General features: G+C 35.5%; 10 protein-coding genes. 3 read left to right on the top strand and 7 right to left on the bottom strand.

Annotated elements, in window-relative coordinates:
* Positions 1-9 precede the first annotated feature (9 nt).
* From MKY69_RS05265 to MKY69_RS05255, 3 genes are all read right to left on the bottom strand, one after another.
* A complete protein-coding gene (locus MKY69_RS05265; protein ID WP_003107990.1) occupies positions 10-1,377 on the bottom strand; it encodes a glycoside hydrolase family 1 protein in 1,368 nt (455 codons plus the stop codon).
* Positions 1,378-1,470: 93 nt separating this feature from the next.
* Positions 1,471-2,262 carry an ADP-ribosylglycohydrolase family protein gene (locus tag MKY69_RS05260; protein WP_311981973.1) on the bottom strand — a complete coding sequence of 264 codons (792 nt, stop codon included), beginning with the start codon at positions 2,260-2,262 and terminating at the stop codon, positions 1,471-1,473.
* Between the two features lie 11 nt (positions 2,263-2,273).
* Entirely contained in the window at positions 2,274-2,987 is a 714-nt protein-coding gene (locus MKY69_RS05255; protein ID WP_311981972.1) for a GntR family transcriptional regulator, read from the bottom strand.
* A gap of 280 nt (positions 2,988-3,267) precedes the next feature.
* On the opposite strand from MKY69_RS05255, the gene MKY69_RS05250 reads away from it, so the two are divergent.
* The gene (locus tag MKY69_RS05250) at positions 3,268-3,696 is read left to right on the top strand and encodes a helix-turn-helix transcriptional regulator (protein ID WP_003106845.1); all 429 of its coding nucleotides are present in this window, start codon (positions 3,268-3,270) and stop codon (positions 3,694-3,696) included.
* 65 nt (positions 3,697-3,761) lie between these two features.
* On the opposite strand, the gene MKY69_RS05245 is transcribed toward MKY69_RS05250, so the two are convergent.
* Positions 3,762-4,244 (bottom strand): glutathione peroxidase, encoded by a 483-nt coding sequence (locus tag MKY69_RS05245; RefSeq protein WP_116486351.1) that lies wholly within the window; start codon positions 4,242-4,244, stop codon positions 3,762-3,764.
* 289 nt (positions 4,245-4,533) lie between these two features.
* Here MKY69_RS05245 and MKY69_RS05240 point away from each other — a divergent pair, with 289 nt between their 5' ends.
* Both MKY69_RS05240 and MKY69_RS05235 read left to right on the top strand, forming a co-directional pair.
* Positions 4,534-5,232 carry a hypothetical protein gene (locus MKY69_RS05240; RefSeq protein WP_340791109.1) on the top strand — a complete coding sequence of 233 codons (699 nt, stop codon included), beginning with the start codon at positions 4,534-4,536 and terminating at the stop codon, positions 5,230-5,232.
* A 622-nt stretch (positions 5,233-5,854) separates the two neighbouring features.
* The gene (locus MKY69_RS05235; protein ID WP_003106839.1) at positions 5,855-6,568 is read left to right on the top strand and encodes a DUF554 domain-containing protein; all 714 of its coding nucleotides are present in this window, start codon (positions 5,855-5,857) and stop codon (positions 6,566-6,568) included.
* 296 nt (positions 6,569-6,864) lie between these two features.
* Here the strand turns inward: MKY69_RS05235 and MKY69_RS05230 are convergent, their stop codons facing one another.
* The 3 genes from MKY69_RS05230 to MKY69_RS05220 form a co-directional block, all read right to left on the bottom strand.
* Entirely contained in the window at positions 6,865-9,312 is a 2,448-nt protein-coding gene (locus MKY69_RS05230) for a pneumococcal-type histidine triad protein (RefSeq protein ID WP_340791108.1), read from the bottom strand.
* Between the two features lie 12 nt (positions 9,313-9,324).
* Complete coding sequence (locus MKY69_RS05225) at positions 9,325-10,272, bottom strand: metal ABC transporter solute-binding protein, Zn/Mn family (RefSeq protein ID WP_445684231.1); 948 nt, start codon at positions 10,270-10,272, stop codon at positions 9,325-9,327.
* A 162-nt stretch (positions 10,273-10,434) separates the two neighbouring features.
* Complete coding sequence (locus tag MKY69_RS05220) at positions 10,435-11,409, bottom strand: DUF1002 domain-containing protein (protein WP_340791105.1); 975 nt, start codon at positions 11,407-11,409, stop codon at positions 10,435-10,437.
* Positions 11,410-11,478 lie beyond the last annotated feature (69 nt).

Below are 11,478 nucleotides of genomic sequence, written 5' to 3'. Positions count from 1 at the left end.
ACTACTCCTTTAATCTTCAAAAACTGAAGAGCCATTACTAGCAATCATATTCTTGAACCAATCAAAACTCTTCTTAGGAACTCGTTTCATATCTTTTAAATCATGGTTGCTACGGTTAACATAAACTAAGCCATAGCGTTTTTCCATATCACCTTTAGAACTTAAAATATCAATCAAGCCCCAACCAAGGTAACCAATTACCTCGACACCATCTTCCGTCATTGAATCAAACATAGCTTTGATATGATCTTTGTGATAATCAATACGATAATCATCTTGAATTGGATTTTCACCATCCCAAGTTTCACGAACCCCAATCCCATTTTCAATTGGGAAAACTGGTACTTTATATCTTTGATAGAGTTTATTGAGGACATCTCTGAAACCAAGTGGATCAATTTGCCATTCCCATTCTGTAGACTCAATATAAGGGTTAGCCTCCTTACCAAAGTCCAGATAAAAGTTTGGCGGTGTCCCTTCAGGGATATTCTTAGCACTTATCGTTGTAGAACTATAATAAGAAAAACTCATGAAATCACTCTTAAGTTTAGCCAGACTCTCCATTTCGCCGTCGATAATACCTAAATCAATAGCATTTGCTTTGGCATAGGCCAAATGCTGACGAGAATAGTTCCCATTGACATAACATTCAATTAAAGTCTGATTAACAAATTCATCCCATTCCCTTGCTACCTTGATATCTTCTGGACGAGGCGAAGCTGGGTACACCTCAGAATAAGCTAACATGCCACCTATTTTAGCATCTGTAGTTTCGTGGATATAATTGGCTATTTCAGCATGACAAATCATGACATTATGAGCAATTTGGTAAAGATCCTGAATAGATTCATCACCTTGATCATATCCAGAAATGTGAAAGCCTTCTCTAAAATGGAAGATGTTTTGTTCGTTAAAAGTAATCCAATACTTAACCCTGTCCCCAAAACGATCGACCATTTCTTTACCATATCTGATGAATGCATCTTTTACATATTTAGACATAAAACCATTGTAATCTTTAGCTAAATGTAATGGCATATCAAAATGATAGAGACAAATCATCGGTTCAATTCCACGCGCAAGTAAGTCATCTATAAACTGAGAATAATATGCAATACCCTCCTCGTTAAATTCACCATCACCTTCTTTAACCACACGTGACCAAGAAATTTGGAATCGATACATATTCATACCAAGTTCTTTCATGTAGTCAAAATCTTCAATGTAATTATTATAGTTGTCATTGGCAAAATGCCAATCACTTAATTGATCAGTAGCTTCTCGAATATCATAGACAGATAAACTCTTGCCACCTTGATTCCATCCACCTTCAGTTTGCATACTTGAAACTGAGTTACCCCAAAAGAATTTTTCCATGTTATACCCCTTTTTGAAATCGTTTACATTTACAGTATAATAAAAGAAGCTAGGCTTGTATATAGCCTTAGCTTCTCATGTACAGTTTTCAGTTTACATAGTCGCAATATAAGCATCAAACTGCTTCATTATATGCCCTAAGCAGGAGTCAAGATAAGTTTCAGTTTGACTAATTAACTGATCAGGTATTCCATAATAGACTCCAGAAATTGATCCCGTGATGGCTGCAATTGTATCAGAGTCTCCTCCTATCGAGATTGCATTTCTGATAGAGTCTTCAAAATCAGTGGATTCATAAAAGGCTTGTAATGCTTGTGGGACAGAGCCTTGACAGGATACATCAAAGCCATAAGACTCTCTAATTTCATCTAAACTAAAATCAATCTGATAGTAATGATCCAAAATGTATTCTAAAATATCTTCTTTCGATTTTCCTGCTTTTGCTAGATAGACTGCGGCAGTTACTGCCTCTGCCCCTTTAATTGCCTCAGGATGATTATGGCTGACCTTTGTTACTTCTTTCGACAGAATGATAGCTTCTTCTAAGGAAGAGGCAGCCAGAGCTACAGGAGAAATTCTCATTGCTGCACCATTACCAAAACTGCCATAAGGTTGAGGATTCTGTTCATTCAACCATTGATAAAATCGTGAACCAAATCCGGCGTGAGGATATTTTCGACCTAGTTTTTGCATCGAATGAATGACTACTTCTGATAAATCCGAAAAGTCCTCTTTGCTCTTCATTAGTGCCTCAGCAACTGCTAGCGTCATTAGACTATCATCAGTTAGATGGCAATCTTCTGTAAATAGTTGAAAATCTTTTGATTTGTGATTGTTCCATTCAAAACGTGAACCAATCACATCACCTACAACTGCTCCTAACATTTTTTCTCCTTCTATCTGAAATCAATATAGTTTACTGATGCTTTGGTATATTTTGCGCGTGTTTGGGAATATTCAAAGGGCCTGCCATCTTTGAGAAAGACAACTTGTTCGATTTCTAATACAGGATCATCCTTGGCACATTCTAAATATATCTGATCAAAATTATCGGGTTTATCTGCTCTAATCTGTCGAATGCCTGAGCCAATTTGTAAATCTAATTCTTCAATAATGTATCTGTAAATAGATTGATCTAGTATGTGACTATTTAGTCCAAGAATTATATGACATGGATAAATAGAATATTCTAAATGAAATGGTTCATTATTTAAATACCTTAATCTGATAATATCAAAGACTGTTTGATCTGATAAGAGTTTTAACTTATCCATTTCTTCAGGGACTGGTAAACGTGTTTCAAAAGATATCACTTTACTTGTCATATTACCTTGATTGGAATAATAGCTTGATGTGCCTACGATCGTTCCGACATCAGTACCATACTTATCTTGCTGTAACGGTGGAAAGGTTACATAGGTTCCCTTACCTCTTTTGGTATACAAAAAACCTTCAATCTTAAGCAGATTAATAGCTTTTTGAATCGTCATTCGACTGACCTGATAATGGTTGGCTAATTCAAACTGGTCCGGAATAAGACAATCTTTTTTATAGCTTTCATTCAATATCTGTTTCCGAATATCGTTAGCAATCTTTTCATACTGTGTCATTTGTCACCCCTATTTAAATTAAACTATCACCTAATATGATTACATTATCATCATCCAATTAATTTGTAAACCTTTTCCGACTAAGTCATTCTGTCTCTCATCATACTCATTTATCAAATGATAAAATGTGCTTAGATATGATATTTCTCTAAAAACTAACTTCTCCTTTATATGAACGTTTTAAGTCATTATTTTCATAAATATCCGACTTTTGCTTGAAATGATTATTTAATTACGATATAGTTAAGGAGAACTATTTGATAATTAGGAGGATGTGTAGATGCCAAGCAAGAGAGAGACATCTCCAACTAAGTCCCGTGAAGTGAGAGTTTTAGGGAAACTTTATTCTAATTTCACTGCAGCTTGTCGGGAGCTAAATGCAACACCGAAGAAAGTCATTACAGTGGCTAATCGTTTGAATATCTCACGCGACGAGGCCCTGGAAAAAGTAACTCAAGGATTCGAGTTGAGTCCTGGCCCAATTTTTGAAATAAAAGAAAGACGCGATCCATCAAAACTTAATAATCGAATCTTCAACTTAAGAATGGAACTTGGCGAAACAGATCGTCAGTTTGCTGAACGATTCAACATCTCCTTATCCTCTGTTAGTCACTGGGAAATTGGTCGCTCAAAACCAAATGTAACTATCCTAAAGGAAATGGCTGACTTAGCAGGCCAGAGTTTTGAAGAGTTTTATTTTGGGAATTAAAACAAAACACTTAGTATTGAAATACTAGGTGTTTTTTAATATATCTATTGATTTTTTTACTAAAACTAGTCCTTTAATAAAATTTCTAAATCCTGACGAATCTCTTGAGGGGCGGTCTTAGAGGAATAACGTTTTACGACTTGGCCATTTTTGTCAATCAGAAATTTGGCGAAGTTCCATTCAATTGCTTTACCTAGTAGCCCCTTCTTTTGAGCTTTTAACCAAACATACATTGGGTCCGCTTCTTTACCATTCACATTTACCTTAGCGAATCTAGGAAAAGTTGTTTGGTAATTGAGACTACAAAAGTTATTAATTTCTTCGGCATTACCAGGTGCTTGCCCAGCAAATTGATTACAAGGAAAGTCTAGAATCACAAAACTTTTGTCGACATACTGATCGTAAAGTTCCTGGAGACCTTGGTATTGGGGAGTCAAACCACAGCCCGTTGCTGTATTGACGATGAGAAGTGCCTTACCTTGAAACTGACTAAGGGAAATGTCCTCTCCATGTTGGTCTTTAACTGTAAAATCATAAAGTGATGTCATATATCCCTCCTTTAGGCTGTGCTTGCATTATAACATAATATAGAAATAAGCTGTTCAGAATTGTTCTCAAAAAAAAAGACCAGGTCTGCTTTTTTTACAACTGATAAAAGCGCTTAATATACCTATTATACCACATTTAATAGTCGGAAATTTCAATTATTCCCCGATATAGTCAAATCTTTTTTCTTTTAAAAGTGTCTATCTAAGAGTATTCTCCCCCTTTCCTGTATAATGAAAGTATCCCAAAAATTACAATGCTCTTAATAACAAATTAAATAGGAGATTTGATATGAAACAAATTCGCAACCGTCTTACCAAAATCTTGGTGCCACTACTGGTGCTTGTCGCTCTTACCTGTGGCCTCGGCTTCTTTTTCCGTGATCAACTCACCCACCTCTTCGGCGGAACAACAACCGCTGATTACAATTACGTCCTCAAACGATTTGACAAGCAAATCCAGTTGGTTGTCGCTGACGCCGAGACTGATACTACCCGTAAGCAAACCTTTCAAAACGACAATTTAACAGAATGGCCGAGCTGGACAGAAACCATCACCAGATTCTTTATTGGTCGAGATATGGAAGTTTTGATCCCAGTTACCACTGAATTCAAAATTGACTTAGCCGGAATCAGTAAAAATGATATCCTAATTAAGGATAATTTAGTGACCTTCAAAAAACCACTAACCGTTTATGTTGACTCCCAACAAAGTGGCAAAATAAAAATCAAAAATCAATCCAGTGGCTTAGTCGATAAAGCTGTTGACCTAGCAACCTCAAGTGTCAAAGCCCAAGAATTCTTAGCAGAAAAAACAGACGAAACCGTCTATAACACCTCTGCATTTGTCCTCAGTGATAAAAAAGAGGACGTTATCAAATCCTCAGAAAAAGCCCTAACTTCCATCCTAAATATCAATTCCGAAAAGAAAATCAAAGTCCAACTAACAGAAGACGACTTGCACTTCAAAATTAAAGACAAGAAAAACTAAAATAACTCTCCAAAATGGAGAGTTATTTTTTTACATTTTTATCATTATTATCTAAAGTAGATTTTGCCAATTCTTTATTATTGTTAGAACAAGTTGTTAAAATACAAGAGCCGATAAAATGATCAATGACTTCTTTTCATTTCAATTACCTCTACTCCATTATATCATTTAATAGTTTGGATTATTTAACATCAACAAATCCGATACGAAGCTAATTATAATAGTTTGTTACAAGTTTTATGAAAAGTATGAAATGAAATTATAATATATTTCAGTCAAGTCTAAAAAAGATATGATTTCATAATTTCTATAAATATTTTTTCATTTTTTTGTATAGAATACTTATACATTTATGATAATTTAAAATAGTTTGACAAATTGATTGAAAGATTTTGACAATTCCTTTTTATCAATGTTTATAGGTGCTATTCATTTGATTTTCTGTCAATTCACATCAATTTTACTTCTCATTTTTTAATAACAAAATGTATAAACGTATACTTATTATAGGATATTTAATAATCTGAATTTTCTCTATCATAACACTTTACCAAAAGCTCTTGACAGCGTTTTCTTTATGGATATAATAAAGCTTGGGAATAACCTTATAAAAGGAGAAAACATGTTTGCCTTAGGAACATTAATTGATGCATCTGCAATTTTATTTGCAGGGATTGTTGGTAAATATTTTGGACGACAACTCAATGAGCGCCATCAAGAAAGCTTGAGTATGGCTACTGGTGTCAGTGTCCTCTTCATTGGCATTTCTGGTGCTATGTCGGGTATGTTGCAGATGTCTAAAGAGTCTTTAATTAGTGGTGGTAGCATGTTAGTTGTTGCTTGCTTAGCTTTGGGCGCTCTGATTGGTGAAGTCATTAATATTGAAGGCTCCTTTGAGAAATTTGGTCAATGGCTGAAAGTCAAAAGTGGCAATTCCAAGGATCCTGATTTTGTAAATGCCTTTGTTGTGGCGACTTTGACGGTTTGCATTGGTGCTATGGCTGTTATCGGACCGCTTCAAGATGGTATCAGTGGCGATATCAGTTTACTCTTAACCAAGAGTGTCCTAGATTTTATCATTGTTATAGTCTTATCATCATCGCTTGGAAAAGGTGCCGTTTTTTCAGCCTTTCCAGTCCTCATCATCCAAGGTGCTATTACTGCTTTTGCTCATATTTTAAAACCTATTATGACTGACGGAGCACTAGCCAATATCTCACTGGTCGGCTCAATCCTTATCTTTTGTGTTGGGTTGAATATTGTCTTTGGCAAACGAATACGTGTAGCAAATATGTTACCAGCCTTAGTCTTCGCAGCATCTGTTGCATACTTTTAAATCAACTGAAATACCATTTATGTACTGTTTCAAATAAGTCGATTTTTATATTTACAAAAAAAGGATTAAGTTCTACTCAGTGCAGAACTTAATCCTTTTTCTTTGATTGATTATCTTATGTCGCTAATAAATGAATTCTATGAAATGACTAATCAAATCTGATATACCGCTATTTGATTGAGAGGTTATCATTTTATTGCTATAATCTATTAAAAATCCCCTTCATTAGATCTTCTATCTAATGAAGGGGAATATAATATTATCTATTATAAGATTTTTTGATATAGTTAACTGAATTATTGTACTTCTTGTTGATTAATTATATCATATGTAACTGCTCTACCATTTGAATTAAATAATAAATATTGGCTAAATTGAATATTTCCTATGCTAACACCATATTTAAAGGCTAGTTGAGTGAGTCGATTTTGGAAAGTTGCTTGATCTATTCCATACCGACTAGCTAATGCTTGCATCTGCGCATCATAATTATCGATGTCAACTTTCTCCTCCGCTACTTCAGCTTTATCAACTGGATCAGCTATTGGAACATCTTGAGTCTCTTGTGGTGATGTTTCTTCTGGCTGACTTGGTAATGAGGTTTCTTTGCCTTCCTTATTTTCAGGCATTGGCTGAGCAACGTCTTTTAATGTGTAAATGATAGGATCATTTATATTGACAAGCTTGAGAGATACCGTCGGTTTATTAGCAACACTGACGACATCTCCTGAAACATGTAAATCTCTTAAGCTTACATGATACTGTTGAGCAATATAGTCGTATTTTTTTTGCTCTAATTGTTTTTGATTATGTATTTCAACAAAGTCTACTTCTTTGTAGTCTATTGGTAATTTAATATCATTTAAAGAGATGGTTTTTTGGGATCCGTCTTTTAAATAAATGATTAAATCAGAGCCAGATCGAATGACATCTTCTGTTTGATAATCCAATTTTGCTTTGCCCATTTTAAGTTGCAAGAGGGTTGTCTTATACTCTTCTTGATCGTCAAACTGATCTGGATTTATTGCCGATGGCACATTTTTCATTTCAGCAGTATGAGTGTGATTACCATGAGGAATAATAATCTTATCTCCGGTTACCTTAAACTTGTCAATTGGTACATTAGTTTGCAGTGAGAGAAATTGTAATTTTTTGGCAATCTCTTCTTTGCTATAGTGACCAGCTTCAATTTTTTCAATCTTACTATTCTTAGCATTAATGCTATCTTGAACTTGTTTTAACTCACTGTCTTCAAGTTCACTATAAGGAATATAATGTTCATGCCCTTCATGATCTGCTATAATCCCTTCTTCATCATATGATTTAATTGAATCAACAGAAAATTGATAACCATCATCAGTCGTATATGGTTTGCCGTCATTTCCTTGTTTGGTTTTCTTAATAGAGCCATTCACTAGATTAATCTTGCCGTCCTTACCTTTTGGTAATTCAGGCTTGTGGTCAACAGGTTTTGGTGATTCAGGTTTTTTTGGAGTTTCAAGCCCAAGAAGTTTCTCAGCTGTCGCTTTGTCCACCTGGCTTTGACCGGCAAGGTGCATCCTTGCCAAGTAGATTTCAAGCGGTGATAATTGACTCTCTGGTACTACGTGCCAATGATTACCATGTGGAATTACATAACCACGACTGGTTAATTTAGTGACTTGATTTGGGTCAAATACTAAACCATCGTCTTCACGGTGACGTTTATTTGCAGGTTGTTTGTAGAGTTTCTGCAAGAGCTCATGATAAGACACATGATTCTTATCAACTACTGGAGCTGGCTGATTTGGTTTGTGACGATGATCATCACCGCCAGTATGGTGTGGGGCTGGAATTGGTGAGTTAGGAACGCTTGGGTAGTAGATAGGGGCATTTGAATGACCTCCACCACTTGGAGTGGGAGTCCAGTTGCCACCGTTTGATACAGGAATTGGTATTGATGCACCGCCTGTACCAGCCTTATGACCTGCTCCTTTTCCTGATTTAGCAGCCCAAACGGCTTGAGCTGCACCTAATTCACTTGCAGATAATTCTGCTTTGGGAATATAGTGGAAGTGATTTCCGTGAGGCACAATGTAAGCATCGCCAGTATCTTCCAAAACATCATTTGGATTAAAGATATACCCATCATCAGTGGTGTAGCGCCCTTGGCTTTTAGCAGCTTTAATCTCTTGTCTAGAGGCTGCAACATGTCCACCAGACTTAGAAGCATTTTCTGAAGCTGATCCGTAACCATTTTTTTCTGCTTCTTTTCTTCCTTTTCTAGATTGTTCTGCTATTTGTTCCTTACTTCTAATATTTTCCTTCTTACTTCCTTCCTTCAGGTACAAGTAATATTTTCCATCTACTTTTATAATATAGCCATCTTTAACTTCGTTTACAACGTCTGCTTTATTGAAAACATAGTTTGGGTCTTTCATCAGCAACTCTTCACTGATAATAGCATTATATGGCACTTTTCCGTTGTAATAATGATAATGATCACCATGAGAAGTGACATAGCCCTTATCCGTAATTTTAACGACAATCTGTTCAGCTGAAATTCCTTCTTCATTACTGATATCATCTGGACTCTTATCTGCAGCTTGCTTGATTTTGTAATTTTTACTTGCTTTATCAGCGTCAACATAAGACACTGAGTTTTCTTTAACATGTTGAGCTTGGAATTGACCAAGTTCATAGCCGCAAGCACTAAATAACAAAGCAAGAACAGCACCGGTGCCAATCATTTTCTTCTTATTCATTTTTTACTCCTATTATTTTAATTCTTGATATAAAATTTCTAAATTTTGCTCAATATAGTTCAAGTAAGCTTTATTTTCTCCTGGATCAATTTCTAAAGGACTCAATTCTTTCAGTTTTGCACCCGTAGATTTAGCCACTGTTTTGGCCATTTTTTGTGACACATTTTTCTCAACAAAAATAGTATTGACCTTATAAGTTTTGATAAAGTCCCGAATTTCCTTAAGTTGTCTTGCAGTTGGTTCCTGTTCAGGAGAAATACCTGAAATGCCAAGTTGGACTAAACCAAAGCGTTTGGCTAAATATGAAAAAGCAGTATGTTGCGTCACAAAGGTTTTCTTTTTCAAAGACTTAAATTTTACTTTATAGTCTTTGGCAATCGCTTCCGCTTCTTCAGTAAAGCTATTGGCGTTTTTCTGATAGACATCCTTATGTTTAGGGTCCAACTTGCAGAGCTTATCAGCAATATCATGTACTTCTTGTGCTGCCATAATGGGATCAGACCAGGTATGTGGATCATAAAGGGTAGCTGGATCAATCCCCTTACCCACCTCCATATCTTCTAGTCCTTGTACCTTGTCTAAAGGCAATGCTTTTGATGTTTCTATAATTTTAACCTTTGAGTGGTGGGTGCTAGCATCCAGTTGGCCCGCCCAAGATTCCAAAGTATGTGAATGGTAGAAAAAGACATCGGCATCATAGATGGCAGCAACGTCATTGGCTGACGGTTCATAACCATGAATACCAGAATTTGTATGAATCATTTTAATATTATTCAGATCACCAGAGACATAGTTGGTCATGGCATAGATTGGATAAAAACTAGTTACAATTTTTAATCCTTCCACCTTTTCTTGCTTTTCTGAGTGACAACCAGTAAGTATTAAGCAAATCGGTAACAATATACAAAATAATAAGCTATAAAAAATTTTTTTAATTTTCAATTGTTCTCCTTTCAACATTTACTAATTTAACTTAACCAGTTAAGTATATAAAGTAATTTTATTTTAGTCAAGTGCTTATATAAAAAATATGTTTTGAAATAAAGCTACTAATAAAGTTAATCTTTTAAAATAATAATTTAAGAACTAAAAAAAGGATAAGTCTCCTTATCCTCTTTTTAGTTATCCAATTAAATTTCTAAAGAAATCAACGATTTGTTGCCAAATATTTTTTCCTGTCTCTACTGCTTTTGTTGTATCAACATTTTTCAAACTATCTAAGTTGATTCCTTTAAAGGCATTACCCGATTTTGCAACAATTGAATCCTTCAATGAATTCAATGTCTTCGTGAAGTCACCATTTGTGATGACACCTGAGTTTGATAAGTTAAAGGCAAAATTATTAATCATTGTAATTTGGTCTTGTGAGATAACATTATCTAATTTGTATTTAGTAAGGGTATCTGTAACAATCTTTTCAACATCTTCTTTCGTTAAATCAGACCCACCTTTAGCTACTTGCGCTTTAATATCTGTCAAAGCAACATTCAATTTATCAGTGTCGTAACCATCTTTACCTTGGTTCGCTGCATCGATGTCTGATAAGGCCTTCAATTCATCCTGCGCCAGCTCTTTGTTCTCTTGTGGAATCTGTGCTCCGTTTTCTTCAAGAGAATAATAGATCCCCGCGAGAGCTGATTCACCCGTAACAGCAATTGGTGCTGCAACACTAATGTCAGCATGCTCAATTCCGAGCGTCACAGCCGCATTACGGTACATGTCCTGAGTTACCTTGGTAATTTTATCAGGCGTCACAATTTCCACTTTGAGCACATCATTTGCACCCAATTTCTTGATTTTAACAGATGAATAAAGTTGGATGCTAGCATCATCAGCTACGTTCATGATTTTAGCATAGGCAGCCGTTGTCAATGTTTTTACCTGATTATCATTAGCACTATCATAGTTCAAGAGATTAAGTGTTTCTTGCTTTTGTGATTCATCAAGGGAATAGCCGAGCACGTAATCAGGCTGAACATAGCCCTCATTGATAACCTGCTGAACATCACTAGTTGCCGCATAAACTGGCGTGGCAATAATAGCCGAGGTTAAAGCAAGACCTAGTCCTGCAAGCATTAGTTTTTTACTTTTTTTCATTATTTTTCTCCTTTGGAGTCATTTCCTAATTAATCAAAATCCCGTGTGACTATTATATCACCTTACCAT

This window comes from Streptococcus sp. FSL R7-0212, assembly GCF_038007985.1.
Lineage (GTDB): Bacteria > Bacillota > Bacilli > Lactobacillales > Streptococcaceae > Streptococcus > Streptococcus parauberis.
Note: the sequence above shows the minus strand (reverse complement) of the source record. Positions and strands in the feature narration are given on the sequence as shown.

What these genes read in the sequence shown, in the direction of transcription:
- MKY69_RS05230 (WP_340791108.1), bottom strand. Translation starts at nt 9,312, where the DNA reads ATGAATAAGAAGAAAATGATTGGCACCGGTGCTGTTCTTGCTTTGTTA.
- MKY69_RS05245 (WP_116486351.1), bottom strand. Translation starts at nt 4,244, where the DNA reads ATGACATCACTTTATGATTTTACAGTTAAAGACCAACATGGAGAGGAC.
- MKY69_RS05260 (WP_311981973.1), bottom strand. Translation starts at nt 2,262, where the DNA reads ATGTTAGGAGCAGTTGTAGGTGATGTGATTGGTTCACGTTTTGAATGG.
- MKY69_RS05225 (WP_445684231.1), bottom strand. Translation starts at nt 10,272, where the DNA reads ATGTTGAAAGGAGAACAATTGAAAATTAAAAAAATTTTTTATAGCTTA.
- MKY69_RS05235 (WP_003106839.1), top strand. Translation starts at nt 5,855, where the DNA reads ATGTTTGCCTTAGGAACATTAATTGATGCATCTGCAATTTTATTTGCA.
- MKY69_RS05250 (WP_003106845.1), top strand. Translation starts at nt 3,268, where the DNA reads ATGCCAAGCAAGAGAGAGACATCTCCAACTAAGTCCCGTGAAGTGAGA.
- MKY69_RS05265 (WP_003107990.1), bottom strand. Translation starts at nt 1,377, where the DNA reads ATGGAAAAATTCTTTTGGGGTAACTCAGTTTCAAGTATGCAAACTGAA.
- MKY69_RS05220 (WP_340791105.1), bottom strand. Translation starts at nt 11,409, where the DNA reads ATGAAAAAAAGTAAAAAACTAATGCTTGCAGGACTAGGTCTTGCTTTA.
- MKY69_RS05240 (WP_340791109.1), top strand. Translation starts at nt 4,534, where the DNA reads ATGAAACAAATTCGCAACCGTCTTACCAAAATCTTGGTGCCACTACTG.
- MKY69_RS05255 (WP_311981972.1), bottom strand. Translation starts at nt 2,987, where the DNA reads ATGACACAGTATGAAAAGATTGCTAACGATATTCGGAAACAGATATTG.